This window comes from Xanthobacter dioxanivorans (assembly GCF_016807805.1).
Classification (GTDB): domain Bacteria; phylum Pseudomonadota; class Alphaproteobacteria; order Rhizobiales; family Xanthobacteraceae; genus Xanthobacter; species Xanthobacter dioxanivorans.
On record NZ_CP063362.1, the window covers coordinates 2,866,046 to 2,892,064 of the forward strand.

A 26,019-nucleotide genomic window follows, 5' to 3' on the forward strand; every position below is an offset into this window, starting at 1 on the left:
TCCCCGCCGCATGGATCTGGGGGAGAGAATGCTGGGGCGGAAGGGTATCATCGTGCTGGCGGGGCTCGCGGGCTTTCTCGCGCTGGCGGCCGCGACCGACGCCATCCTGTCGCGGCGCGATGCCGGGACGACGACACAAGCGCCGAAGCTGCTGGACCAGGGCTGGACCGACGCGCGGCGCGAGCAGTTCTACTACACATCCCAGGGGTCGCAGCTTCTGCCCTACGCCTTCCTGCGGGCGCTGGAGCAGCCGTTCTCCGAAGCGCTGTTCCTCGATGCCGATTATATCGCGCAAACGGGCTTCCTCCCGGCGGACAAGCCGTCGTCCCTCAACCCGGATGCCTTGCCCATCGGCTTCGTGAAGGACCCGCGGGCGGGCGGCGCCTACGGTCCCATGGTGGGGCTGACCTGCGCCGCCTGCCACACCGCCGACATCGAGGCGAAGGGCGTGCGCATCCGCATCGATGGCGGAGCCTCGCTCGGTGACTACCAGCAGTTCATGAAGCAGCTGAGCCGCGCGCTCGACGTGACGCTCGCTGATCCCGCCAAGTTCCAGCGCTTCGCCGCGCGCCTCGTCGCCGTGGACCCCAAAATGGTGCGACCGGGGCTCGAAGCTACCGCCGCCGAGATCCGCCGCCTGGAGGCCGCCTCCTGGACTCCGGTGCCCTACGGGCGCGGCCGGCTCGATGCGTTCGGCCATATCCTCAACGCGGTGGCCGCCGAGGCGCTGGCGGAGCCCGCCAATTTCCGCATTCCCGACGCGCCGGTGAGCTATCCCTTCCTGTGGACGACCGCGGCGCAGCGCTACGCGCAGTGGAACGGGGTGGCAGGCAACCCGCTGGGGCGCAATCTCGGCGAGGTGATGGGGGTGTTCGGGCACACCAGCTTCGCCAACGGCAACCCGGCCGCCTTCTCCTCCGCGGCGCTCGCCGACAATTTGGTGGCTCTGGAGGCCTGGGTCGCCGACTTGAAGCCGCCGCCGTGGCCCGAGGCGGAACTCGGGAAGGTGGACGCCGCCAAGGCGCGGCACGGCGCGGAGCTGTTCAAGGCCCATTGCACCGGCTGCCACGGCGGGCCGGAATACCGTCTGACCCCCGCCGCCGACACCGAGGGCGGGCGGCAGTGGCTGGCGGTGACCATGGTCGACATCGGCAAGGTGAAGACCGACCCCAAGATGCTCACGAATTTCACCGGCCGCTTCGCCAAGCCGGGCGTGCTCGCCCCGCTGCTCGCCAACGCACCGCATTTGTCCGACGGCCAGGTGCCGGCGGGCGCCGTGCTGCTGGCGGCGGTGAGTGCCATCACCGAGAACGACCTGCGGGCCCGTGGCATCACCGGCGACGCGCGCAAGCAGTGGTACGGCTGGCGCTTCGCGCCGGGGAGCAACGCGCCGCAGCAGGGCTGGCTTCAGCCGCCAAGCTACAAGGCGGGACCACTGGCCGGCGTGTGGGCCACCGGCCCCTTCCTGCACAACGGTTCGGTGCCCACCGTCTATGACCTGCTTTCGCCCGAGGAGGAGCGGCCCGCCCGGTTCTATGTGGGCTCGAAGCGCCTCGATGCCGAAAAGCTGGGCTTCGTCTCGTCGCCGGATGCATTCCCCGAGAAGGCGCGCGCCGGCCTGTTCCTGTTCGACACCAGCCTGCCGGGCAATTCCAATCGCGGCCACGCCTTTCCCGATCCCGCCGTGACGAAGCTCTCGCCCGACGACCGTTTCGCCATCGTGGAATACCTGAAGATCCTGGAGGGGCCGGATGTCCGCCGCCACTGACGCCGCGACCCGCGTTTCGCCCACGCCCTACCTCGACCGCCTCGCAAGCTTGCGTCCGGCCGAGCGCTGGCCGCTGGCGCGCAGCTGGATCTCCAGCGAGCCGCGGGCCTTCTTCGCCGAGCTGCGCGCCCATGCGCCGATCTACGAGACCAGCGATGTGACACTCATCGCGCGGCGCGCCGACGTGATCGAGGTGCTGTCGATCCCCAAGGTGTTCACCGTGGACCTCTACAAGCCCAAGATGGGCGACTTCATGCTGGCCATGGACGAGACGGTGGTAAACTACCGTGACAAGTCCGTCATGCGCGCCATCCTCGCCTGGGAGGATCTGCCGAAGGTCCGCTCAACGGTGGCGGAGGTGGCCGACGAGGCGCTGGACAAGGCCGGTTGCGAGATCGAGGCGGTGCAGCAGCTCGCCCGTCTCGTCCCCATGCGCATCGTGCAGCGCATATTCGGCATTGCCGGCCCGGACCAGGACCTGCTCGACTGGTCCTATGCCAACCAGCTGGACCAGTTCAACAATCTGCCCTATGACGGGCGTCCCGACGCCGAGGCCGTCCATCAGGCGGCGGAGGAGGCGCGGGTGAAGCTGCGGGCCTTGTTCGCGCAGCTCATCCCGGCGCGCATCGCCGAAATCAAGGCCGGCACGGCCCCCGACGACAGCCTCACCCGCATTCTCAGCCTCAACCTGCCGGCCGCCGCCCATTTCGGCATGGACCGGGTGGTGATCAATATCGGCGGGCTGCTCATCGGCGCCATCGAGACCACGGCGGAAGCGGTCATCAACGCCCTCGCCGAGCTGTTCGCGCGGCCCGAGGCGCTGGCCGGGGCGCGGGCGGCGGCGGTGGCGGACGATCCCGCCTTCGAGGGCTATGTGTGGGAGGCGCTGCGCTTCTCGCCCATCGTCGCCTTCATGTTCCGCGAGGCGGCCTCCACCATCGCCATCGCCCAGGGGACCGACCGGGAGAAGGTGATCGGCAAGGGCACGGTGGTGCTGCCGCTCAGCCTCTCGGCCATGTTCGACGCGGACTTCGTGCCGGAGCCGGAGGCGTTTAAGCCGGACCGGCCGTTCCACACCTATCTGCATTTCGGCTACGGGCACCACGAGTGCCTCGGCCGCTACGTGGGCGGCACCATGATTCCGGAGATCGTCAAGCGCGTCCTGCGCCGCCCCGCCTCCCGGCCGCTGGCGCCGGTGGACATGGGCGGCACGCCCTTCCCGCAGAGCTACCGGATCGGGCTGGACTGAGGCACTGCCCGGTGCCCAGCGCAAAAATGCGTCGAAGGCGGCTCTCTTCCGGAGCATCCCCGCGACTTGCCTGCTGCGCAGGAGTCTTGCGCTGGGTATCGGCTCGGCGCTCCGCCTTCGGCGTCGCTGGTCCGGTACGCAGAGGCGTCGGTTCCCCTCAGCGCCGCATCTGCGCCAGCACCTGCAGGTCCGGATAGCCGTCCGGCACCATGCCGGAGCGGGCCTGGAAGTCCTGGATGGCGACGCGGGTCTTCTGGCCGAGGATGCCGTCCACATTGCCGATGTCGTAGCCCATCTGGGCGAGGCGGCCCTGGATTTCCAGGCGCTCCGCCTTGCTGAGCCCGCGCTCCTCCTTCGGCCACGACTGGGCGAAGGCGCCGCCGCCGCGCAGCCGGTCGGCGAGATGGCCGATGGCGAGGGCGTAGGCGTCGGCCGGGTTGTACCTCAGGATGGCGTCGAAATTCTTCATCATCAGGAAGGCAGGGCCGCCGGAGCCGGCGGGCAGCAGCAGGTAGGCGCTCTCGCCGGGGCGCGGATAGGCGATGCCGCCCGTGCGACGCACGCCCATGGCGTTCCATTCGGCCAGCGACTTCTTGATGGTGCGGTTGGCTGAACGGTAGTCGAAGCCCTGCGGCAGCACCACCTCGTAGCCCCAGGCCTTGCCGAACTCCCAGCCGTCGAGCTTCAGGTTGTTGGCGGTGGAGGCGATGATGTCGGGGATGGAATCCACCACGTTGCGCTTGCCGTCGCCGTCGAAATCGACGGCGAAGCGCTGGAACGAGGTGGGCATGAACTGGGTGGGCCCGAACGCGCCGGCCCACGAGCCCTTCATGTGGTCGTAGGGGACGTCGTCCTTCTCCAGGATCTGGAGGGTGGCGATGAACTCGTCGCGGAAATACTCCTGCCGCCGGCCGATGCAGGCCAGCGTGGCGACGGATTCCAGCACGTTGCGCCGGCCGATGCCGTCCGGGTCGCCATAGGTGGATTCGATGCCCCAGATGGCCGCCACCGCGTAGCGGTCGACGCCGTAGGCCTTTTCCACCTTCTCGAAGATGGGCTTGTAGCGCTCGAGGATCTCGCGGCCCTTCTTGATGCGCCAGTCGGTCACCAGCATGTTCACATAGGCCCCGATGGGCTTGGAGAACTCCGGCTGGCTGTCCATGAAGTCCATGATCTTCATCTGCGGCTCGAGCCGGGCCGTGTAGCGCTCGAACGTGCGCCGCGAGACGCCCTTGGACTGGGCCAGCGGCCACAGGGCGGCGATGCAGTTCGGGAAGTTGGCCTGGGCCTGGGCCAGCGCTTCCGGCTGCATCAGCGGATGGCCGCCGCCGGCGGCCGCCGGCTGCTGTGCCGGGGGCTGAAGGAAGGGAAAGATGGAGCCGGTGGTCTGGGCCTGTGCCGCCGCCGGCGTGACGAGCACCGCCGCAGCCAGCGCGAGCGCGGCGCGAACACCACTCCTCAAGGTCCTTGAAGCCATCGTGAAACCTTCTCCGCGGCACGCCTGTTCCGGCGGCCGTCTGCTGACCGTCTGAGGCATCTACTGGGCGGCAATATGGTTGCGCGCGGGTTAACGGAAGGCAAGATTCCACGGCCGGATCCGATGAATGCCGCCGGCAGAGCAAAGCAAGGCCGCGGGAAGGTTGATCCATGCGCCGTTTCGGCGTGCCGGAGATTTTTTACCATCCGCGTCATCTTGTGCGCGCGGCTTTGCCGGAAACGACGCCCGCAACCGGTGGCGGTAGCAGATTGTTCCTTGCGGAACCCGATCGCGGGCTCGACCGTTGCCGTGACGCCACCATGGCGGAAATCCTTTCGCAGGGGCGCGGACGCCTGCGCGGCAGGTGTGATAGAGCACGCGAGACGTGGCTCGCAAAGGGGCGGATCTTGATGCGTAAACCCATTCGTAAGGCCATTCTTCCGGTTGCCGGTCTCGGCACGCGCTTCCTGCCCGCCACCAAGGCGGTCCCCAAGGAAATGCTCACGGTGGTGGACCGGCCGGTGGTCCAGCACGTGGTGGACGAGGCGCGGGCCGCCGGCATCGAGCACATCGTATTCGTCACCGGCCGCAACAAGGCGGTGATCGAGGACCATTTCGACCGCCAGTTCGAGCTGGAGCGCACCCTGCAGGAGCGCGGCAAGATCAAGGAGCTGGAGCAGCTCGACCGCGACACGCCCAAGGCCGGCACCACCTCCTTTACCCGCCAGCAGCTTCCCCTCGGCCTCGGCCATGCGGTGTGGTGCGCGCGCGACATCATCGGCGACGAGCCCTTCGCCCTGCTGCTGCCGGACATGCTCCACATGCCCAAGAACGGGGCGGGCAACGGCAAGGGCTGCCTCGGCTCCATGGTGGAAGCCTATGCCGAGACCGGCGGCAACATGCTCTCCGTCTACGAGGTTCCGGACGACCAGACGCACCAGTACGGCATCGTCGGCACCGGCGACGCCGTGGCGAAGGGCGCCCACGCCATCGCGCAGATGGTCGAAAAGCCCAAGGCCGGCGACGCGCCGAGCAACCTCGCCATTTCCGGCCGCTACATCCTGCAGCCGGCCATCTTCGACCTTTTGGCGAATCAGGAGCGGGGCGCCGGTGGCGAGATCCAGCTCACCGATTCCATGCTGAAGCTGAAGGAGAGCGAGCCGTTCTTCGCCGTGCGGTTCGACGGCTCGGTCTACGATTGCGGCTCCAAGATCGGCTTCCTCATGGCCAATGTGGCCTATGCCCTCTCGCGTCCGGACATCGCCGACGAATTTCGCGGTGAACTGAAGGCCATGCTCGGCGGCAACTGATCGCGCGCCGGCATCCGCCCGCCTGCGTGACGCAGGCGGGCGTCATCACCGATATGTCATCATGCCCGCGTATGGAGCGATTCAAGCGCCCTCCGGCCTGCCTCCTGCTGCGGAAGGCCGGATTGCGCCACCGTTCCGCCGAAGTCACAGGCATGGTCATGCGCAAACAGGATGCCGCAAGATGACACCGCGCTTCGCTTCGGTCGCACTGGCCTGTGCCGCCGCCCTCCTCGCCGCGCCGCGTCCGGCGCAAGCCCATCCCCATGTGTGGGTGACGATGAAGAGCGAGCTCGTCTACGCGCCGGACGGCCGGCTCACCGCGGTGAAGCAGAGCTGGACCTTCGACGACGCATTCTCCGCCTACGCCCTGCAGGGCATGGAGAAGCGGAAGGATGGCACCTATGCCGACGACGTGCTGAAGCCGCTCGCCGAGGTCAACGTCACCTCGCTGAAGGAGTACGATTATTTCGTCACCGGCAAGACGGCGACGGCCAAGATCGCGTTCAAGGACCCGGTGGACTATTTCCTCACCTATGCGGACGAGATGCTGACGCTGCACTTCACCCTGCCGCTGGCCAAGCCGGTGCCGGCGAAGGGGGCGATCTCGCTCGAAATCTATGATCCGACCGTGTTCGTCTCCTTCTCCTTCGTGGAAAAGGAACCGGTGCGGCTGGTCGATGCCCCGGCCGGCTGCACCCAGCAGGTGATCTCGCCCGAGCCGCCGCAAAGCGCGCAGCTCAGCGAGGCCTTTTTCAACAGCCTGACCTCTGCCAGCGCCTATGGCGCCCAGTTTGCCGACAAGATCACGGTGCAATGCCCGTGAGCAACGTGACCGGGGTCGCCGCACCCCTGCGCCGGGCAACGGGTGTTCTCCTCGCGCTCGGGGCGCTCCTTGCCCTCGCGCTGCTCGCCGCCCTGCTGCTGTATCCCGAGTTCGCCTTTGCCCAGGGTCTCGGCGGCGGGGGCAAGCCGCCGACCCCGTTCGGCCTCGGCGGTCCGCCCGGCGCGGCTGCGCCCTCGGGCGTGACCGGCTTCCTGCTGGCGAAGCAGGCGGAATTCTATCTCGCGCTGAAGAGCGCCGTGCGTGCCGCCAAGGCGGGCGGCCACGCCTTCTTCCTGCTCGCCGGGCTGTCCTTCGCCTACGGCGTGTTCCATGCCGCCGGGCCCGGCCACGGCAAGGCGGTGATCTCCTCCTACATCCTTGCAGACGGCGGCACGCTCCGCCGGGGCGCCGCGCTCTCGCTCGCGGCGGGCGTGGTCCAGGCGATGAGCGCCATCCTGCTCGTCTCCATCGTCTTTCTCGCGCTCAACGCCACCTCCGGCACCATGGACCGGGTGGTGAACATGGTGGAGATCGGCGCCTATGGGGGCATCGGCCTGTTCGGCCTCTATCTCGCATTCGTGAAGGGCCGCCGCCTCGTTGCCGCGCTGCGGGGCGATGCCCACGCCCACGATGCCGATTGCGGCTGCGGCGACGCCCATGCGCCGGACCCGGCGCTGCTGGCCACCGGCGGCGACCTGCGCCGGGCGGCGGTGGCGGTGCTGTCGGCGGGGGCGCGGCCGTGCTCCGGCGCCATCATCGTGCTCTCCTTCGCCCTGGCGCAGGGCGTGTTCGCCAGCGGCGTCGGCGCGGTCTTCGCCATGGGCCTGGGGACGGCGCTGACGGTGACCCTGATCGCGGCGATCGCGGTCTACGGCAAACGCCTTGCCGTGCGGCTGGCGGGTGCGCGCACCCAGCGGGCGGAAGTGCTTTTGTCGGGCCTCGAGCTCACGGCCGCGATGCTGGTGATGCTGTTCGGCTTCGCCCTGCTCACCGGATATATCGAGAGCGAGCGGCTGACGGCGGGATGAGCCGGGAGCCTCGGGTCCATGCTGCGGCGCCGTCAGGCACCTTTCGCGTTGCACCAAAATACGTCACGCCCAGCTTTTGAGCAATTTCGTTGCGCCTGGAATTGAAACAACGAAATTGCGGGGTGCGACACTCCGTGCCAGCCTAGGGTTGAACGGCTGCGGTGAGTTTGACCCGCTGCGCCGCGCCTAAGCCTCGCCTGCCCTGGAGGCGTCCATGGCCCTTAAGCCGGTTTCGCTCGACGACAAATACGACCTGTCCCAGGAGCGCGTCTTCGTCTCCGGCACGCAGGCCCTTGTGCGCCTCGCCTTGATGCAGAAGGAGCGCGACCGCCGCGCCGGCCTCAATACCGCAGGCTATGTGACCGGCTATCGCGGCTCGCCGCTGGGCGGGCTCGACCAGCAGTTCCTGCGCGCCGAGAAACTGCTCAAGGCCAACGACATCAAGTTCATGTCCGGCCTGAACGAGGATCTCGCCGCCACCGCGCTCTGGGGCTCGCAGCAGGCGGAACTCAGGGGCGAAGGCAAGTTCGACGGCGTGTTCGGCCTCTGGTACGGCAAGGGGCCAGGCGTGGACCGTTCCGGTGACGTGTTCCGCCACGCCAACAATGCCGGCACCTCCAAGCACGGCGGCGTGCTGGCCCTGATGGGCGACGACCACACCTGCGAAAGCTCCACCACCGCCCACCAGAGCGAGTTTCATTTCGTCGACGTGATGATCCCCGTGCTGAACCCCGCGGGGGCGCAGGAGATCATCGACTACGGGCTCTACGGCTGGGCCCTGTCGCGCTTCTCCGGCGCATGGGTCGGCCTCAAGGCGGTGAAGGACACCATCGAGTCGACCGGCATCGTCGACGGCCGCCTCGACCGGGTGCGCATCGAGCCGGCGCTGGGCTTCCAGATGCCGCCGGGCGGCCTCAACATCCGCCTCGGCGACACGCCGCTGGCGCAGGAGGAGCGGCTGCAGGAGTTCAAGCGCGACGCGGTGCTCCACTTCCTGCGCGCCAATCGGCTTAATCGGTTCATCACCTCCGGCGGCGCGCGCCCGCGCATCGGCATCGCCACCGTGGGCAAGTCCTATCTCGACGTGCGCCTAGCGCTGGACGAGCTGGGCATCGACGAGGTGCGGGCCAATGATCTTGGCCTGCGCATCTGGAAGGTCGCCTGCCCGTGGCCGCTGGAGACGCAGGGCCTCATGGAGTTCGCCCGCGGCCTCGACCTGATCATGGTGGTGGAGGAGAAGCGCTCCCTCATCGAGGTGCAGGTGCGCGAGGAGCTGTACGGCACCGCCAACCAGCCGGTCTGCATCGGCAAGAAGGACGAAGAGGGCCGCTGGCTGTTCCCGGTGAAGGGGGCGCTCGACCCCAACGACATCGCCATCCAGCTCGGCAAGCGCCTGCTCGCCTACGGCCACATCCCGGACATCGCCGCCCGCGTCGCCGAGCTGGAGGAGGCGCAGCGGGTGCTCGCCGCCACCTCGGACGTGGCGACGCGCATCCCCTATTTCTGCTCCGGTTGCCCGCACAATTCCTCCACCAAGGTGCCCGAGGGCATGCGCGCCTATGCCGGCATCGGCTGCCACTACATGGTGCAGTGGATGGACCGGGAGACCACCGGCTTCACCCAGATGGGTGGCGAGGGCGCCAACTGGATCGGGGAATCCTCCTTCTCCAAGCGCCCCCACGTGTTCCAGAATCTGGGCGACGGCACCTACAACCACTCGGGCTATCTTGCCCTGCGCGCGTCCTGCGCGGCCAAGGTGAACGTCACCTACAAGATCCTGTTCAACGACGCGGTGGCCATGACCGGCGGCCAGAAGCACGACGGCGACCTCACCGTGCCGGTCATCGCCCGGCAGGTGGCGGCGGAGGGCGTCGAGCGGGTGGTGGTGGTCACCGACGAGCCCGACAAGTATGCGCCGAACACGCACTGGCCGGCGGGCCTCACCATCCACCACCGCGACGAGCTGGAAGCCGTGCAGCGGGAGCTGGCGGCGATCCCCGGCGTCACCGTGCTCATCTACGACCAGACCTGCGCCTCCGAAAAGAGGCGGCGCAGGAAGCGCGGCCAGTTCCCGGATCCGGACAAGCGGGTGCTCATCAACGAGCGGGTCTGCGAAGGCTGCGGCGACTGCGGGGTGAAGTCCAACTGCGTCTCCGTGCAGCCGCTGGAGACCGAGTGGGGCCGCAAGCGGGAGATTGACCAGTCGTCCTGCAACAAGGACTTCTCCTGCGTGAATGGCTTCTGCCCGTCCTTCGTCACCGTGAAGGGCGCCAAGCCGAAGAAGAGCGCGGGCGCTGCATCCGGCGCGCAGGACTGGCCGGAGCTGCCCGAGCCGGCGCACCCAGAGATCGACGGCACCTACGGCATCATCGCCACCGGCGTGGGCGGCACCGGCGTCGTCACCATCGGCGCCATCCTCGGCATGGCGGCACACCTGGAGGGCAAGGCCTGCGGCATGATCGACATGGCCGGCCTCGCCCAGAAGGGCGGCGCCGTCTACAGCCACATCCGCCTCGCCCATGACCCGGCCGACATCACCGCCATCCGCGTGCCGGCGCGCGGCGCCGACGTGGTGCTGGGCGGCGACCTGGTGGTGGCCGGCACCAAGAAGGTGCTGGCGGCGGTGAAGCCGGGCAAGACCATCGTGGTGGTGAACACCCACGAGGTGCTGCCCGGCGACTTCACCCGCAACGCCGACTATTCGCTGCCCACCGAGCGCATCAAGCGCACCATCCGCGATCTCGCCGGCGGCGAGATGACCCACTTCATCGAGGCGAGCCGCCTCGCCTTGGCGCTGTTCGGCAATGCGCTGGCGCAGAACATCTTCATGGTGGGCTACGCCTACCAGTTCGGCGCCCTGCCCCTGTCGGCCGAGGCCATCGAGAAGGCCATCGAGCTCAACGGCGAGGCGGTCGCCATGAACAAGGCCGCCTTCCTGTGGGGCCGCCGCGCCGCCCATGACCCGGCGGCGGTGGCGAAGATGGCCGCGCCGCAGGGCGAGGCGCAGAGCGACGCCCGCCGCCTGTCCGAGACCCTGGACGAGGTCATCGCCCGGCGGGTGAAGGAGCTGACCCTCTACCAGAACGCGGCCTATGCCGCCCGCTACAAGGCGCTGGTGGACAAGGTGCGCGCCGCAGAAGGGGCGAAGGCGCCTGGCCGTGGCGGACTGGCCGAGGCGGTGGCGAAGAACCTGTTCAAGCTGATGGCCACCAAGGACGAATACGAGGTGGCGCGGCTCTACGCCGATGGCGCTTTCGTCGCCCAGGCCCGGGCCGCCTTCGACGGCGACCTGACGTTCGAGTTCCACCTCGCCCCGCCGCTGCTGGCGCGCAAGGACCCCATCACCGGCGAGCCGAAGAAGATGACGCTTGGGCCGTGGATGATGCGCGGCTTCGGCCTGCTGGCGAAGCTGAAGGGCCTGCGCGGCACCCCGTTCGATGTGTTCGGCTACACGGCGGAACGCAAGACCGAGCGGGCGCTGATCGGCCAATACGAGCGCACGGTGGAGGAACTGGTCGCGCGCCTCGACGGCTCGAACCATGCGCTGGCGGTGGCCATCGCCTCGATCCCGGAGAAGATCCGCGGCTTCGGACACGTGAAGGCGCGGCACCTTCAGGCGGCGAAGGCGGAGGAGGCGGCGCTCCTCGCGCGCTTGCGCGCACCGCCGGAGGCGCCTGCGGTGGCGGCGGAGTAGGGGCATCCTCCCTTGCCCGTTGCGAGGGGGTCATCTCCTCATCCCTCCCTCTCTCGCCGGGGGAGAAGGGAGCCGGCGCCTGCTGTGTCCGCTACCTTGAGCCACACCGGTGCCATGCCCCGGCTCATCCGGGGCATCCATTCCTCCGAAGCTGCGGTGAGCGGCGCCCAAACGCCGGCCCGGCGGCACCGTGGATCCCCCGGACGAGCCGGGGGATGACGATTGCGAAGGGGTGGAGCGGCGCGCGATGAGCCGGGGTGCTCCCCTCAGCTCTCCTCGTGCTTCGGCTTCTCCGCGGCGCGGCGGCCGAAGTCGGGGGCGGCGGTTTCCTGGCCCTGCTCGATGATGGAGCGGCGGATGGCCCGCGTACGGGTGAAGTGGTCGAACAGCGCATCGCCGTCGCCATAGCGGATGGCGCGCTGGAGGGCGGTCAGATCCTCGGTGAAGCGCCCCAGCATCTCCAGTACCGCCTCGCGGTTGGTGAGGAACACGTCGCGCCACATGGTGGGGTCGGACGAGGCGATGCGGGTGAAGTCGCGGAAGCCGCCGGCGGAGAACTTGATCACCTCGGAGGCGAGAGTCTCCTCCAGCTGCGCCGCCGTGCCGACGATGTTGTAGGCGATGAGGTGCGGCACATGGCTGGTGATGGCGAGCACCAGATCGTGGTGCTGGGCGCTCATGGTCTCCACGTTCGCCCCGGCCGCGCGCCACAGCGCGACGATGCGCGCCACCGCGGCGGGATCGGCCCCCTCGGGCGGGGTGACGATGCACCAGCGGTTCTCGAACAGGGCGGCGAAGCCCGCATCGGGGCCGGAAAATTCCGTTCCCGCCACCGGATGGGCCGGCACCAGATGGGCGTGGGCGGGCACGAAGGGCGCCATGGCGTCCACCACCGAGGCCTTCACCGAGCCCACGTCGGAGAGGATGGCGCCCGGCTTCAACACCGGCCCCACCTCCGCCGCCACCGCGCCGGAGGCGCCCACGGGCACGCAGGCGATGACGATGTCCGCATCCTGCGCCGCCTCGGCCGCGCTTTGGGTCACCGCGTCGGCGAAGCCCAGCGCGCGCACCCGCTCGCGCACGCCGGGGTCGGCGTCGGCCACCACGATGGTGCCGGCGAGATGCTTCTCCCGCGCCGCCCGCGCCAGGGACGAGCCGATGAGCCCCGCCCCGATGATGGCGAGGCGGGGCACCAGCGGACGGATCACTTGGGCTGCGCCTTGTCGCCCGCCATGAAGTCGGCGAGGGCGGCGACCACCAGGCGATTGGCCTCTTCCGTGCCCACGGTCATGCGCAGGGCGCCCGGCAGGCCGTAGGACGCCACCTGGCGCAGCACGAGGCCGCGGCGGGTGAGGAAGGCGTCGGCGTCCTTCGCCGTGCGGCCGGGCGTGTCGGGGAAATGGATGAGCACGAAGTTGGCGACGGACGGCGTCACCTTCAGCCCCAGCGCCTCGATCTGTCCGGTGAGCCAGGGCAGCCATTGGTCGTTGTGCGCCACCGACTTGTCCACGTGGGCGCTATCGGCGATGGCGGCGGCGCCGGCAAGCAGCGCCGGGGTGTTCATGTTGAACGGGCCGCGCACCCGGTTCATGGCGTCGATGACGTGGGCCGGTCCCACCGCCCAGCCGATGCGCAGCGCGGCGAGGCCGTGGATCTTGGAGAAGGTGCGCGTCATCAGCACGTTCTCGGCGGTGAGCGCCAGCTCGAGGCCGGTCTCGTAGTCGTTGCGGCGCACATATTCCGAATAGGCCGCGTCCAGCACCAGCAGCACGGTGGCGGGCAGGCCGGCGTGCAGGCGCCGCACCTCGTCGAAGGGCAGGTAGGTGCCGGTGGGGTTGTTCGGATTGGCGAGGAAGACGAGGCGCGTGCGCGGGGTCACCAGCGCCAGCATGGCATCCACGTCGGCGGTCAGGTCCCGCTCCTTCGCCACCACCGGAGTGCCGCCGGCGGCGAGCGTCGCGATCTTGTAGACGAGGAAGCCGTGCTCGCTGAACAGCACCTCGTCGCCGGGCCCCACATAGGTATGGGCCGCCAGATTGAGGATCTCGTCGGAGCCGGCGCCGCAGATGATGCGTGCGGGGTCGAGACCATAGGCCTTGGCGATGGCCTCGCGCAGCACGGTGGCGGCGCCGTCCGGATATTCCTCCAGCTTGCGCCCCGCCTCGGTGAAGGCGGCGACCGCCTTCTCGCTCGGGCCGAGGGGCGTCTCGTTGGAGGACAGCTTGAAGACCTTTTCCACTCCCGGGGCGTGGCTCTTGCCGGGCACATAGGCCTCGATGGCGAGCACGCCCGGGCGCGGCTCGGGCCGGCCGGGAGCGGGAACGGGGTCTTTCAGCACGGCGGACATGTCAGGTACTCCGGAATCGTAAAAGCTCAGGGCCGGCCCGCGGCCCCGTCTTCCCCCACCTTGTGAATGGCGGCGTGGCTGCCCACTTCGGCCGCCGCGCGGATGCCGGCGCCGGCTTCCACGAGGGCGGCCGTCACCTCCTCCACCGCGTGCCCGGGGGGCAGGCAGACAAGAAGAGCGGCGCCGTCGAGGGCCTCGTCCGGCGCCACCACCACCTCGGCGAAGGCGGGTATGGCACGGCCTGCCGCGGCGCTCCATCCTGTCACGCGCAGCGAATAGACGCGCACCTCGCGCACCGCCGCGTCGTCGATGGGATGGGAGACGACGAAGACGGGCAGGCCCGCCGGATGGTCCGCGCGCTCCACGAAGGGCAGGCGGGCGATGATCTTCGGCGCGCCCTTGCCCTCCAGCGCCGTCCACCATGGATCGCCGGCGCTGGGGGAGGGGGCGGCGGCGAGCAGGCCGAGGTCGCCCTTCGAGCCGGCCACGGCGTCGATCACGCCGCGCGCGCCCATGTGCGGAACGAACGGCACGGTGAAGCCGAAGTGGAAGCGGGCACTGTCGCGCATGGCCGGCTCGCCCACCGAGAGGTCGGCATGCACGGCGTAGGGCGCCTGCACAAACGTGAAGGTGGCGATGATGACGCGCCAGATGCTCTCCACCGTGTCGAGCGGGAGGAGCCCGTGATGGCGCTCCACCAGCCGGCGCATCATGTCGGCCTCGCGGGCGGGGCGGAAGGCCGAGCCCACTTCCGCGCCCGCGTTGCGCTTCACCTGGACGAGGCGGTCGATGATCTCACTGCGCTCCATCAGGAGGCGGTGCATCGCTTCGTCGATGCGGTCGATCTCGGCACGCAGGTCGGCGAGGGAGAGGGGAGCGTCGTTCTGTGTCATGGCATTCGCGCGCGGCTGGGTGGGGAGGCTTACCGGGAACCGGGCGGAGAATCAAAGGATTGTTGGCGCGGCGGGATCTCGGCAGCGCCCGGGGTGCCGGCGCGGCGCCCGGCGATGGCCCAGTAGGCGAGGCCGCCGGCGCATCCGGCAATGAAAAGGTCGCCCGCCACCCGCCACAACAGCCGGTCGCCGAGCATCTCGGCGACGAAGGACAGGAGAACCCACCCCGCCACCGCTCCTGCGCCACCGGCGATGACGTGGGCCAGCGCGTGGCGCACGCCGTGGCGTTCCGACGCCGCCATCCAGAACAGCGCCGGAAGGAGCCCGAACAGCAGCGCGAAGAGATAGGCGAGGCCGCCGGACGCGATGCCGATGAAATAGAGCAGGGCCATGTCGTCGGAAAATCCGAACCGTGGCGCAAGAAGGTCCGTTGCCCCGCCGACGAGAGGCAGGACGCTCACCGTGACGAAGGTTCCGGCCACGTAGGCGAGGGCGAGCAGGCCCAGGCGGCGCCGGACGAGCCGTGGCCGCGCGGTCTCGTTCTCGGGGGACGTCATCGGGGCGGCGGCAGCGGAGCCGCCGGCCTGTCGCCATCCCCGCGCGACGGGGGCGGCAACTGTCCGGCACGCTCCGCCGGCGACCGCAATATGGGCTTGAAGAAGCCGGCGGTGGAGCCGGCGACCAGCCAGTAGGCGAGGCCGGCGGCAAGGCCGGCCGCAACGACGTAGAACGGATCTTCGGTCACCGGCGCCGCGTCCGGCCCGCCGGCGAACAGCTGCGCGCCGATGAGGGCCGAGACGACCCCGTTCGCCGCATGGAACATCCATGAGCGCACGGCGAAGGCTTCCGAGAACAGGATGCCGATGGCCGCCACCAGCCACATGAGCAGGACCAGCAGCACCAGAACGGCGGCCGCCACCACGATGGCGACCAAGGCGCCCAGCCCCGCCGTCTCGGACCCGGGCGGAGGCTCGAACAGGGTGCCGATGCGCCATTCGCCGAACAGGATCACCCCGGCCCCCGCGATCACCGCAGCGAGATATCCGAGCGGCACCAGGAGGAAGCGCAGCAGCAGGCGGGCGAGGTTGTCCATTCAGTTTCCTTGGCTTGGCAGGGGCCTGCCGCCCGAAGGTTACCACGCCGTCCCGGAACAGGAAGATTGCAGCATCCTGACCGGGACAGGGTGGAGGTCAGAGCGGCGACGGATCGCTCGGTCACGGGACCGGGGGGCTGACCGGCGTGACCGCGGCCGCACGACGGGCCGCCGACCGGGACATGGGCCGGAAATAGCCGGCCGTCGATCCGGCGATCCGCCAATAGATCAGCCCTGCCGCCAAGCCTGCGACCGAGACCGGCAGCAGGCTTTGGGCGGAAATGGCAAACCAGCCGGCCACGTGAAGGCCCGCGGCCGTCAGCCAGGCCGAGACGAAGCCATTGCCCATGTGGAATTGCCAGCCGCGGATGGCGAAGCGCTCTGCGTAGAGAATTCCAACGAACGCGACCAGCCCCACCGCGCTAAGCTGCACCGCGACGACGAGGCTCATGACCGAAACAAAGAAGACCACCGGCAGGGCCGGGATGTCGGGGGAGCGGGCGTGGCTCACAAAGGCGAGGGCGAGCAGCCCGGCGGCACCGCCGCACACATACCCGAGCGGCACCAGGACGAACCGCAGGAGCAGGCGGGCGAGATTGTCCATGGGTGGGACGTCATTCCGGAAGGTGGCAGACGGCCTCGACGTTGTGCCCGTCGGGATCGAACACGAAGGCCCCATAATAATCGGGGTGGTAGTGGGGGCGCAGGCCCGGCGGGCCGTTGTCGTGCCCGCCGGCCGCTAGGGCGGCGCGGTAGAAGGCGTCCACGCTGGCGCGGTCCTTCGCGGTGAAGGCGATGTGCATGTGGCCGGTGGCCGTCTGGCCGATGCCGATCCAGAACACCGGCTTGCCGTCGCCGAAGCCCACGTTGGAATGGCCGCCCTTGCCGTCTTCCCCCACTTCCATGGCGATGCCGTAGCCGAGCGGTGCGAGCGCGGCGAGGTAGAAGGCGCGCGAACGCGCCACGTCGCGTACCGAAATCCCGACATGGTCCAGCATAGGGGCGTCTCCGGAAGCGGGCGCTACTCCGCCTGTGCCATCATGGCGCGCAAAGCGAGGCGTTCGCGGGCGGAGAGCTTCTCGCTCTCGCTCTTGAGCTGGCCGCAGGCCGCGAGGATGTCGCGCCCGCGCGGGGTGCGCACCGGGCTCGCATAGCCGGCGCGGAAGACGATGTCCGAGAAGCGCTCGATGGTCTCCCAGTCGGAGCACTCGTATTGCGTGCCGGGCCAGGGATTGAAGGGGATGAGGTTGATCTTGGCCGGAACCCCCTCCAGCAGCTTCACCAGCGCCCTGGCGTCGGCCGGGCTGTCATTCACGCCCTTCAGCATCACATATTCGAAGGTGATGCGCTTGGCGTTGGACGCGGCGGGATAGGTGCGGCAGGCCTCCATCAACTCCTTGATGGGATACTTCTTGTTGATGGGCACCAGCACGTCGCGCAAATCGTCGCGCACGGCGTGGAGCGAGATGGCGAGCATGGGGCCCACCTCGGATCCCAGCCGCTCGATCTCCGGCACCACGCCGGAGGTGGAAACGGTGATGCGCCGCCGGCCGAGGCCGAGGCCGTCGCCGTCCGAGAGGGTCTCGATGGCTTCCTTGACGCTGTCATAGGCATAGAGCGGCTCGCCCATGCCCATGAACACGATGTTGGTGACGAGCCGGTCGCCCTCGGTGGGCAGGCCCGGCCCTACGGCGCGGTCGCGGCCGGGATAGTCGCCCAGCCGGTCGCGGGCCACCATCACCTGCGCCACGATCTCGGCGGCGGTGAGGTTGCGCACCAGGCGCTGGGTGCCAGTGTGGCAGAAGGAGCAGTTGAGGGTGCAGCCCACCTGGCTGGAGACGCACAGGGTGCCGCGGTCGCTCTCAGGGATGTAGACGGTCTCGATGTCGTGGGGACGCTCGCCGGGATGGTCGGCGGGAAAGCGCAGCAGCCACTTGCGCGTGCCGTCCTGCGAGACCTGCTCCATCACGATCTCCGGCCGCGCCAGCGTATACGCCTCGGCGAGGTGGGCACGCAGGTGCTTGGAGACGTTGGTCATCTCGGAGAAGTCGGTGGCGCCGCGCAGGTAGATCCAGTGCCAGAGCTGGTTCACCCGCATGCGCCGATCCGATCCGCGCACGCCGATGGCATCGAGCGCGGCGCCGAGCTTCTCCCGGTCGAGGCCGACGAGGGAAGGCAAAGCGGCGCCCGGCGCCGGCGAGGGAACGAGCGAGGGGGCGGTTTCGGGCTCAGACATCATGGCTTTACACATAATGCGTCTGCTCCCGCCTTTCCACGCCCACTTGCACACGCCGCGGGGCGCAAGCCATGCGGCGCACGCCATGCCGGAGCGGTACAGCTGCCCGGCGCGTGACCGGGCTTCCGGGGCCGCCGCCGGAGCGCGTCAGTCCGGCCGGAGCAAGCCTGCGGGCGTCACTTGCATTCCTGTGCCACCCGGTCGAGGGCCTGGCCGAGGCCGGTGAGCGAGTACTTGTCCGTGGTGGCGTTGCCCTTGAGCGAGGTGGAGACGACGGTGAGGTCCTTCCCCTTGCGCATGGCATCCACCAGCTTCACCTCGTCGGCCACGTTGCGCAGCCAGGCGCCGCTGTCCTTGGTGTAGAGCTGCAGGCTCAGGCTGCCGACCGTCAGGGTGGCGTCGCTGCCGTCCTTGAGCGGGAAGCCCACGGTGACGGTCACCTCGTTCTTCACCTTCTCGCTCGGGCGGGTGGAGATGAAGAAGAAGGCGGGGTCACGCTTCAGGTTGGCGGGCGCGCGGCTCTTCGGCTGGGACGTGGCGTAGCAGATCTTCGGGCTGGCGGTGGAGACATAGACCGCCCAGTCCCCGAACTGGGCCACGGCGCTCGACTGGGGCTGGCCCTGCGCAGCTGCGGGCGCTACCGCCGCCGTGGCGAGAAACACGCCCAGGAGCATCGGATGGACATGAGGAAACGTCATGGCTTGTCCTATTCACTGGGGCCTTCGGGGGCGCACCGGAGTCCGGCGAGGTCGCCCTTGCGTCGGGTAGCGGCGCAGGCAGACGAAAAAATGGCGGACACCTCTTGCGCTTTCCTAAACCAAAGGCGTCGTTCGGCTCAATGCGCCGCGACAAACATCACCGGATTTTCTAGGTTTGGTGCGGGCTCATGCGACGCTTGCCCCGGTGTTGCAGCGCAATTCGGCATTAAGGTCCGGGCCGCGCGATCGCCACGGGAAGCTCCGTTTTGCCCCACCTTACTTCGCCGTTGGGTTAAATTTTGGTAATTCGCGGGATACGGATTCATCGCCAGCGAGGGCATCCTTCATGAAAGCGGTTGTGTGCGAGCGCCACGGTTTCCCCGATGCCCTGGTGATCCGGGACCTGCCCGATCCCGTCGCCGGGCCGGGCGAGGTGGTGGTGGACGTCGCCGCCATCGGCCTCAATTTCTTCGACACGCTCATCATCCGCGACCTCTACCAGGTGAAACCGGCCCTGCCGTTCTCTCCCGGCGCAGAATTCGCCGGCCGCGTGGCGGCGCTCGGCGAGGGCGTCACCGGCTTCGCCATCGGCGAGCGGGTCTGCGGCTACATGACCCACGGCGCCGCGCGGGAGAAAGTGGTCGTGCCCGCGGCTGTCCTCGCGCCGGTGCCGGACGGGCTCGACCTCGTGAAGGCCGCGGGGCTCATCGTCACCTACGGCACGGCCCTTTACGCCCTGCGGGACCGCGGCGAGCTGAAGGCGGGGGAAAGCCTCGCCGTGCTCGGCGCCTCGGGCGGGGTTGGGCTCGCCGCGGTGGAGCTCGGTCGCGTCTTCGGCGCCCGCATCCTTGCTTGCGCCTCCTCGCCGGAGAAGGTGGCCTTCGCCCTCGCCCATGGCGCCGACGCGGGGTTCGACTATTCGCAGGGTGACCTCAAGGCCACCCTCAAGGCGTTTGCAGGACCGGCCGGCCTCGATGTGGTCTACGATCCCGTGGGCGGCGAGATGGCGGAGCAGGCCCTGAGGGCGCTGGGCTCCCTCGGCCGGTATCTGGTGGTGGGGTTCGCCTCCGGCGAGATCCCGAAGCTCCCCCTCAACCTGCTGCTGCTGAAGAATTGCGATGCGCGCGGCGTGGCCTTCGGCTTCCGGGCGCGCGATTGTCCCGAATGGCTGCGCGAGATGGTGGCGATCCTGATGGGCCACGCCGAGGCGGGGCGAATCTCTGCCCATGTGGACAAGACCTTTCCGCTGGAGCAGTGCGCCGCCGCCCTCGGCGAGATCGCCGGGCGCCGGGTGAGGGGCAAGGTGGTGCTCACGACGGGCGGATGAGCCGGCACGGCCGGCTGCGCGGCATCCCCGTGGAGGCCTCAGGCCTTCCGCGGGCGTATGCCCTCGAGCGCGCTGCGCGCCGCTTCATAATGCTCCGGCTTCACGTGGCCGGAGAGCAGCCTGAGCGCAGCCATCAATACCGCCGCATCATCGGTGAAGCCGATGAGCGGGAAAAGGTCCGGCGCCACGTCGAGCGGCAGGATGAAATAGGCCAGCGCCGCCAGCAGCATCGCGCGCACCTTGAAGGGTGTGGCACGATCGAAGGCGGCGTAGTAGGCCGCCACCGCATCCTCGGCGAAGGGGATGCGCGAGGCCGTGCCCTTGAGCTTGCTCCAGAAATTGCGGCGCACCGCCTCCTCGTCGCGGGCGGCCTGCGCCGCCGCATCAGGCGAAAGGTCCCCGGGGCCGAAAGCGTCGCTGGTGGCGGAAGAGCTGGTCATGTCCGTCATTTGGGAACGCTGCGCCGCCCCGCAAGGGCCGGATGTCCGGCCCTTCACAAAAGCGGGTAGGCCGCTTCCACCAGATAGGGGCCGCCGCCGACCGAATCGCGCGAGGAGAACAGGACGAAGCGCGGCACGTGGAACGCCGGGCTGCGATAGGGGCCGCGGGTCGCGAGGTAGTCGGCAACCTGCCGGGAGGAGGCGTCGCGCAGCCTGGCGAGGGTGACGTGGGGCTTGTAGTTGCGCCCTTCCGCGCCGAGGCCGAGGCGCTGCATCAGCCGCTCCTGCTCGGCCTGCAGCTCCATGAGGGCGGACGTGGCCTTCACCGAGGCGAAAACGGCGCGCGGCTTGTGGCCGCCGAACTGGTCGAGTCCATCCAGGGTGAGATCGAAGGACGGGCGCCGCACCTGCCCGAGCATCAGCATGATGTCCCGGCCGGTGGCGTCGTCCACGTCGCCGACGAAGCGCAGGGTGACGTGGTAGTTCTCCGGGTCGATCCAACGTGCCCCAGACAGGCCGCCGCGCAGCAGCGACAGCCCGAGGCCCACCTCGCGGGGGATCTCGATGGCGGTGAAGAGTCGCGGCATGGGTCCCTCCGCGATGGGCCGGCTTTCGGGTCCGCAGTGCGGTGCTGCGGCGCCGTCCTGACGGGGCTGGCTCGCCCCGCGAACGGCTCGCTTCAGTGAAGGAGATTCGCGTCCCGAAGGAAAGGGAAACGGGGAGGCCCGCACCGTCTTTGAGACTGATCCGCCCCGTGGGGCGGATCAGGTGTCGTCCCGCGCCGAACCCTCGACGCGGGACGACAGGTTTCAGCGTCCCCGAGCGCCGCCACGCGGGCGGGCGTTCTGCTGCGGCCGCGCCCGCTGCTGGGGCCGGGCTCGCTGCTGCGGCCGTGCCTGCTGGTGGGGCCGCGCCCGCTGCTGGGGTCGCGCCTGCTGCGCGCGGTTGCGCACGTTCTGGCCACTGGGGCGCTGGACGTTCGGGCGGTTCTGCCCGGCGCCGGGACGCTGGGCATTCGGCCGATTGCCGGTCGCCGGGCGGTCGACGTTCGGCCGGTTCACGTTGGGCCGATTGCCAGCGCCGGGCCGGTCGCCGGGCAGATTCGGCCGGTCGGGCCGCACGCTGCCAGGACCACCAGGACCTCCGGGACCTCCGGGCAAACCGGGGCCGCCGGGACCGCCTGGGCGACCCGGGCCGCCAGGACCACCGGGGCCGCCAGGACCGCCAGGACCACCAGGACGACCGGGAAGGCCGGGACCACCGGGGCCGCCGGGACGGCCGGGACCACCAATACCGCCGGGACCGCCGGGAAGTCCGGGGCGACCGGGACCGCCGATGCCCCCAGGGCCGCCGGGAAATCCGGGGCCGCCGGGACCACCGGGGCGACCGGGACCGCCGGGAAGTCCGGGACGACCCGGGCCGCCGATGCCACCGGGACCGCCAGGGCCGCCGGGACCACCCGGACCGCCGGGGCGGCCGGGACGCCACGGGCCAGGCCCCCAGGCCGGCGGGCGACCGCCCCAGCCGGGACCCCAATGGGGCGGCCGGTTCCAGCGCGGCGGCACGACCCACACCGAGTTCCAGCCGCGGTTGTTCCAGCCCCAGTTGTTGTTCCAGGCCGAGCCCACGAGCACGGCGGTGCCGAACAGCAGGGCCCCGGTGGCGAAGGTGGTGAAGGCGGAGGAGCTGTCGTAGACGGGGACGTAGATCCGCTCGGGGTTGGCCGGCGCGATATAGATGGTGCGCTGGCCGCCCTCCTCGCGGGTGGTGACCACCTGCTGCGGCGTGGACTTCAGGTTGCCGACGCTCTGCGCCTTGGCGCGCAGCATCTGGATGGTGGTGGAGACATCCTGCGGCTGGGTGGAGAAGGCGAGGCCGAGGGATTCGGACCATTCCATGTGATCATGGAGCTGGCGGATCACGTCCGGAAAGCGCACGAGCGCCTTCACCGAGGAATCCCAGTCCCTGGCGTCCACCTGCGCGAAGTTCCGCGCCTGAACCAGGCGCGGATTGGCCTCGATCCAGTTATAGGCGTCCACGATCTGCTCGGGGAACAGCGTGGCCGGGAACAGGATGGCCAGCAGCGGGTCGGGATAGAGGGCCACCGGACCCAGGATGTATTCCAGGTCGCTGAGCGAATAGGTGGGGCCGGTCGCCTGCGCCGCGTCCGGAACGGGCGGGACCTGTGCCGGCTGTGCGCCGGGGGGCGGCGGCTGGTCGGGCGCGACCTGAGGGGCTCCCTGGGCCGGCGGATCGGCCGGTGGCGTCTGCGCCAGCACCGGATAGACCGCCGTGGACCATCCGAACACGGCCGCCACGGCCACGCGGGACCAGTTTCCCGCGCGTCCCTTGACGCATGTCGCTACTGTGAAACCTGCCATTCGGCCCTCCTACCCCTGCGTCACGCCCCTGAGCGCATTGCAGACAAAGACATTTTTAGCGCCGTTGCGGCGCACGTCGTTGATACTCGGACGCTCTTGTGGACTTCATTGAACCGGAACCAGGATGTCGATCTCCAGCGCTTCCGGCTTGGCGGTGAGGAGGTCGGAGCGATACTGCTCGATATAGAGCTCGTTCTGCTCAACGTTCTTCTCGTCCAGATAGTTCGCAATCTGCTCGTAGGTATTGTCCATGTCGGCGAATGAGCCGGCGTGGCTGAACTTCAGCACCTTGCCGGCGAACGATCCGCCTATCTTCATACCGCCCTGCGGCTTTTCCGTGGTGGTACCAGAGAAGGGAAGCTGCACTTCGTACTCGAAGCCGAGGTCGTCGCTCGAGGAATAGACCACGAAGGCGTCGCCGGACCGCGCCAGGCCCAGGCGCTTCAGCTCCTTGTCCGCCTGCTGCAGGCTGGTGACGAGCCTGTCATAGGCCTCCTCCCAGCTCGCGTGGCCGGAAAGCGTCAGCACCGGCACCGGGGAGAGGGTGATTTCCTGCGGTGCAAGCGATCGGCCGGACGGCGAGACGGGCACGGTCTCCACCGGTTTCGGATCGATGGGCGAGGTGCCCGGCGCGGGCGCCGACGGTCCCGGTGCCGGAGCCACGTCGGGGGTTGCCGGCGTCGCCGCGCCCTGGGCGCGGAGGGGAAGCGTTCCGGCACCCAGGAGCCCCGCGCCCATCAGCGCCGCCGCCAGAACAGAGGCCTGAAGAGGCGCGACGCGTGCGCGCGTGCCCGCCGGTCCGGTCTTCGTTCTTCTCCAACGCAACCCGAGCATGTCCAGTTCTCCTCACTGCCGAAGCAGGGATGGCTGTTTCTAGCATGATCCAACGCCCTGACGAGACGGCGCTTTGCGGGCGGTCCCGCGGTTGCAACCGGGCTTGATTGCGACGGCTTTGCGGCGCCCGTGGCGGCCCGGCGTGCCGGGGGTGGCGCCGGCGGCGGATCGGGGCCATATAGGGCCTTCAATCCTGCGCCTTGCCGAACCTGAGCCTCATCGAAGACCTGCGCCGTGAACCCGCTCGCCCATCGCCCATTCGTGAAGATGAACGGCCTCGGCAACGAGATCCTCGTGCTGGACCTGCGCGCCGATCCGGTGGATGTGCCGCCGGCTGCGGCGCGGGCGTTGGCGCGTCCCTCGGTCCTGCCGTTCGACCAGGCGATGGTGCTCTATCCGCCCCGGCGGGCCGGGACGGCCGCCTTCGTGCGCATCCTCAATTCCGACGGCTCCTATTCCGCGGCCTGTGGCAACGGCACGCGCTGCATCGCCGCGCTGGAGGCGCAGGCGACCGGCGCGCCGCACGTGCTGTTCGAGAGCGAGGCCGGCCTCCTCGACTGCGCGGTGCGCGCCGACGGGCAGGTGCGGGTGGACATGGGTGCGCCGCGCTTCGCCTGGACCGAAATCCCCCTCTCGCGCGACGTGGGCGACACCGCCGCGGTGCTTGTGCCGGGCTTCGAGCAACTGGGGCCGGCGAGCCTCGTCAGCATGGGCAATCCCCATGCCGTCTTCTTCGTGCCCGACGCGGACAGGGTGGACGTGGAGGGTCTCGGCGCTGCGCTGGAGCATCATCCGCTGTTTCCCGAGCGGGCCAACATCTCGTTTGCCAGCCTCACCGCGCCGGATCGCGTCCGGCTGCATGTGTGGGAACGCGGCGCCGGGCGCACCCGCGCCTGCGGCACCGCCGCCTGCGCCGCCGCGGTGTCCGCCGCGCGCACCGGCCGCGCCGGCCGCGCCACCACGGTGACCCTGCCGGGCGGCGACCTGGAGATCGTCTGGCGCGAGGGCGATTCCCACGTGCTCATGACCGGGCCGGTGGCGCACGAATTCTCCGGCACCCTCACCCCCGCCATGCTCGAGGATGTCGCCTGATGCCCCTTGCGGCGGAATGCGGCGAGGACGCGGGCGACGCGGTGCGCGTCGTCAGCTTCGGCTGCCGGCTCAATGCCCTGGAAGGCGACGGCATCGCCCGCGCGGCGGCCGCCGCGGGCCTCGCCGACGCCCGCGTGGTCGACATGCTCGTGGTCAACACCTGCGCGGTGACGGCGGAGGCGGTGCGCCAGGCGCGCCAGGCCATCCGGCGGGCGCGGCGGGAGGATCCGGCGCGGCGCATCGTCGTCACCGGCTGCGCGGCGCAGACCGATCCGGAGGCCTTCGCCCGCATGGACGAAGTGGACCTGGTGCTGGGCAATGCGGCCAAGACCGATCCCGGCACCTGGGCCGGGGCTCGGGCGGCGCTGGCCTTCGGCATCCCGGACGAACAGAAGGTGCAGGTGCAGGACATGGCGGCGGTGCGCGCCGCGACGCCCCACCTTGCCGACCGCTTCGACGGGCATACCCGCGCCTTCGTGGAGGTGCAGAACGGCTGCGACCACCGCTGCACCTTCTGCATCATCCCCTTCGGCCGCGGCCCCTCTCGCAGCGTGCCCATGGGCGCGGTGGTGGAGCATGTGCGCCGGCTGGTGGAAAACGGCCACCGCGAGGCCGTGCTCACCGGCGTCGACCTCACCGCCTATGGCGCCGACCTGCCGGGCACCCCCACCCTCGGCCGGCTGGTGCGCGCGGTGCTCAAGGGCGTGCCGGAGCTGGCGCGCCTGCGCCTGTCCTCCATCGACGCGGTGGAGGCCGACGACGTGCTCATGCGGGCGCTTGCCGAGGAAGAGCGGCTGATGCCGCATCTGCACCTGTCCTTCCAGTCGGGCGACGACCTGATCCTCAAGCGCATGAAGCGCCGTCATACCCGCGCTGAGGCCCTCGCCTTCGTCGCGGCCCTGCGGCGGGCGCGTCCGGACGTGGTGCTGGGGGCGGATATGATCGCCGGCTTTCCCACCGAGACCGAGGTGCAGGCGCGCGCCACCCGCGCCTTCGCGGAGGAAGCGGGCCTCGCCTTCCTGCACGTCTTCCCCTTCTCCGCCCGCCCCGGCACCCCGGCGGCCCGGATGCCGCTTCTGCCCCCGCCGGTGGTGGCCGAGCGGGCGCTGCGGCTGCGCGAGACCGCATCCGCCCTGCTGCGGCGGCACCTGGGAGCGCAGGTCGGCCGGCGCCGGACGGTGCTGGTGGAGGCCGGAGGGCGCGGCCACACCGAGCATTTCACCCCCGTGCGGCTCGCCCGGCCGACCGAGCGCGGGAGCCTCGCGGAGCTGCGCATCGCCGGACATGACGGCGTGCGGCTGATCGCGGCATGACCCTTTCCAGGAGCGG

General features: G+C 69.8%; 23 protein-coding genes. 9 read left to right on the plus strand and 14 right to left on the minus strand.

Annotated elements, in window-relative coordinates:
• Positions 1-28: 28 nt before the first annotated feature.
• Together EZH22_RS13440 and EZH22_RS13445 are read left to right on the plus strand one after the other, a co-directional pair.
• Positions 29-1,768: a di-heme-cytochrome C peroxidase gene (locus tag EZH22_RS13440; protein ID WP_203196082.1), complete on the plus strand. Its 1,740-nt coding sequence runs from the start codon at positions 29-31 to the stop codon at positions 1,766-1,768.
• A complete protein-coding gene (locus EZH22_RS13445; protein WP_203196083.1) occupies positions 1,752-3,017 on the plus strand; it encodes a cytochrome P450 in 1,266 nt (421 codons plus the stop codon). The genes EZH22_RS13440 and EZH22_RS13445 overlap by 17 nt, the downstream gene beginning before the upstream one ends.
• Before the next feature lie 157 nt (positions 3,018-3,174).
• Here the strand turns inward: EZH22_RS13445 and EZH22_RS13450 are convergent, their stop codons facing one another.
• Entirely contained in the window at positions 3,175-4,494 is a 1,320-nt protein-coding gene (locus EZH22_RS13450; RefSeq protein WP_203196084.1) for a lytic murein transglycosylase, read from the minus strand.
• 410 nt (positions 4,495-4,904) lie between these two features.
• Between EZH22_RS13450 and EZH22_RS13455 the strand changes: the two genes are divergently transcribed.
• The 4 genes from EZH22_RS13455 (at position 4,905) to EZH22_RS13470 (ending at position 11,349) form a co-directional block, all read left to right on the plus strand.
• Positions 4,905-5,804: a UTP--glucose-1-phosphate uridylyltransferase gene (locus EZH22_RS13455; RefSeq protein WP_203196085.1), complete on the plus strand. Its 900-nt coding sequence runs from the start codon at positions 4,905-4,907 to the stop codon at positions 5,802-5,804.
• 181 nt (positions 5,805-5,985) lie between these two features.
• On the plus strand, positions 5,986-6,627 hold the full coding sequence (locus tag EZH22_RS13460; protein WP_203196086.1) for a DUF1007 family protein: 642 nt from the start codon (positions 5,986-5,988) through the stop codon (positions 6,625-6,627).
• Positions 6,618-7,655, plus strand: a complete 1,038-nt coding sequence (locus EZH22_RS13465; RefSeq protein WP_203196087.1) for a nickel/cobalt transporter — start codon at positions 6,618-6,620, stop codon at positions 7,653-7,655. The genes EZH22_RS13460 and EZH22_RS13465 overlap by 10 nt, the downstream gene beginning before the upstream one ends.
• A 214-nt stretch (positions 7,656-7,869) precedes the next feature.
• Positions 7,870-11,349: an indolepyruvate ferredoxin oxidoreductase family protein gene (locus EZH22_RS13470; protein WP_203196088.1), complete on the plus strand. Its 3,480-nt coding sequence runs from the start codon at positions 7,870-7,872 to the stop codon at positions 11,347-11,349.
• Positions 11,350-11,615: 266 nt separating this feature from the next.
• Here EZH22_RS13470 and EZH22_RS13475 read toward each other — a convergent pair whose 3' ends face one another.
• The 9 genes from EZH22_RS13475 to EZH22_RS13515 all read right to left on the minus strand — a co-directional run bounded on the left by EZH22_RS13475 (position 11,616) and on the right by EZH22_RS13515 (position 18,616).
• Positions 11,616-12,557: a prephenate/arogenate dehydrogenase family protein gene (locus tag EZH22_RS13475; RefSeq protein WP_203196089.1), complete on the minus strand. Its 942-nt coding sequence runs from the start codon at positions 12,555-12,557 to the stop codon at positions 11,616-11,618.
• Positions 12,554-13,696, minus strand: coding sequence for a histidinol-phosphate transaminase (gene hisC, locus EZH22_RS13480; RefSeq protein ID WP_203196090.1), 1,143 nt, complete (start codon positions 13,694-13,696; stop codon positions 12,554-12,556). Before hisC ends, EZH22_RS13475 begins: the two co-directional genes overlap by 4 nt.
• 26 nt (positions 13,697-13,722) lie before the next feature.
• A complete protein-coding gene (locus EZH22_RS13485) occupies positions 13,723-14,589 on the minus strand; it encodes a chorismate mutase (protein WP_203196091.1) in 867 nt (288 codons plus the stop codon).
• A gap of 29 nt (positions 14,590-14,618) precedes the next feature.
• The gene (locus EZH22_RS13490; RefSeq protein WP_203196092.1) at positions 14,619-15,146 is read right to left on the minus strand and encodes a hypothetical protein; all 528 of its coding nucleotides are present in this window, start codon (positions 15,144-15,146) and stop codon (positions 14,619-14,621) included.
• Complete coding sequence (locus EZH22_RS13495; RefSeq protein WP_203196093.1) at positions 15,143-15,682, minus strand: hypothetical protein; 540 nt, start codon at positions 15,680-15,682, stop codon at positions 15,143-15,145. The genes EZH22_RS13490 and EZH22_RS13495 overlap by 4 nt, the downstream gene beginning before the upstream one ends.
• A gap of 121 nt (positions 15,683-15,803) precedes the next feature.
• Entirely contained in the window at positions 15,804-16,286 is a 483-nt protein-coding gene (locus EZH22_RS13500) for a hypothetical protein (protein WP_203196094.1), read from the minus strand.
• A 10-nt stretch (positions 16,287-16,296) separates the two neighbouring features.
• A complete protein-coding gene (locus EZH22_RS13505) occupies positions 16,297-16,680 on the minus strand; it encodes a VOC family protein (protein ID WP_203196095.1) in 384 nt (127 codons plus the stop codon).
• Between the two features lie 23 nt (positions 16,681-16,703).
• Positions 16,704-17,918, minus strand: coding sequence for a 23S rRNA (adenine(2503)-C(2))-methyltransferase RlmN (gene rlmN, locus EZH22_RS13510; RefSeq protein ID WP_408647708.1), 1,215 nt, complete (start codon positions 17,916-17,918; stop codon positions 16,704-16,706).
• Positions 17,919-18,094: 176 nt separating this feature from the next.
• Positions 18,095-18,616: an invasion associated locus B family protein gene (locus tag EZH22_RS13515; RefSeq protein ID WP_203196097.1), complete on the minus strand. Its 522-nt coding sequence runs from the start codon at positions 18,614-18,616 to the stop codon at positions 18,095-18,097.
• Between the two features lie 346 nt (positions 18,617-18,962).
• On the opposite strand from EZH22_RS13515, the gene EZH22_RS13520 reads away from it, so the two are divergent.
• On the plus strand, positions 18,963-19,943 hold the full coding sequence (locus tag EZH22_RS13520; RefSeq protein WP_203196098.1) for an NADPH:quinone oxidoreductase family protein: 981 nt from the start codon (positions 18,963-18,965) through the stop codon (positions 19,941-19,943).
• Positions 19,944-19,981: 38 nt separating this feature from the next.
• On the opposite strand, the gene EZH22_RS13525 is transcribed toward EZH22_RS13520, so the two are convergent.
• The 4 genes from EZH22_RS13525 to EZH22_RS13540 form a co-directional block, all read right to left on the minus strand.
• Positions 19,982-20,383 carry a YkvA family protein gene (locus EZH22_RS13525; protein ID WP_203196099.1) on the minus strand — a complete coding sequence of 134 codons (402 nt, stop codon included), beginning with the start codon at positions 20,381-20,383 and terminating at the stop codon, positions 19,982-19,984.
• Between the two features lie 53 nt (positions 20,384-20,436).
• Complete coding sequence (thpR, locus tag EZH22_RS13530; protein ID WP_203196100.1) at positions 20,437-20,970, minus strand: RNA 2',3'-cyclic phosphodiesterase; 534 nt, start codon at positions 20,968-20,970, stop codon at positions 20,437-20,439.
• A gap of 222 nt (positions 20,971-21,192) precedes the next feature.
• Positions 21,193-22,764, minus strand: a complete 1,572-nt coding sequence (locus EZH22_RS13535) for a DUF3300 domain-containing protein (protein WP_203196101.1) — start codon at positions 22,762-22,764, stop codon at positions 21,193-21,195.
• A gap of 105 nt (positions 22,765-22,869) precedes the next feature.
• Positions 22,870-23,598 carry a GyrI-like domain-containing protein gene (locus EZH22_RS13540; RefSeq protein ID WP_203196102.1) on the minus strand — a complete coding sequence of 243 codons (729 nt, stop codon included), beginning with the start codon at positions 23,596-23,598 and terminating at the stop codon, positions 22,870-22,872.
• 234 nt (positions 23,599-23,832) lie between these two features.
• Between EZH22_RS13540 and dapF the strand changes: the two genes are divergently transcribed.
• Complete coding sequence (dapF, locus tag EZH22_RS13545) at positions 23,833-24,690, plus strand: diaminopimelate epimerase (RefSeq protein ID WP_203196103.1); 858 nt, start codon at positions 23,833-23,835, stop codon at positions 24,688-24,690.
• Positions 24,690-26,003: a tRNA (N(6)-L-threonylcarbamoyladenosine(37)-C(2))-methylthiotransferase MtaB gene (gene mtaB, locus EZH22_RS13550; protein WP_203196104.1), complete on the plus strand. Its 1,314-nt coding sequence runs from the start codon at positions 24,690-24,692 to the stop codon at positions 26,001-26,003. Before dapF ends, mtaB begins: the two co-directional genes overlap by 1 nt.
• Positions 26,004-26,019 lie beyond the last annotated feature (16 nt).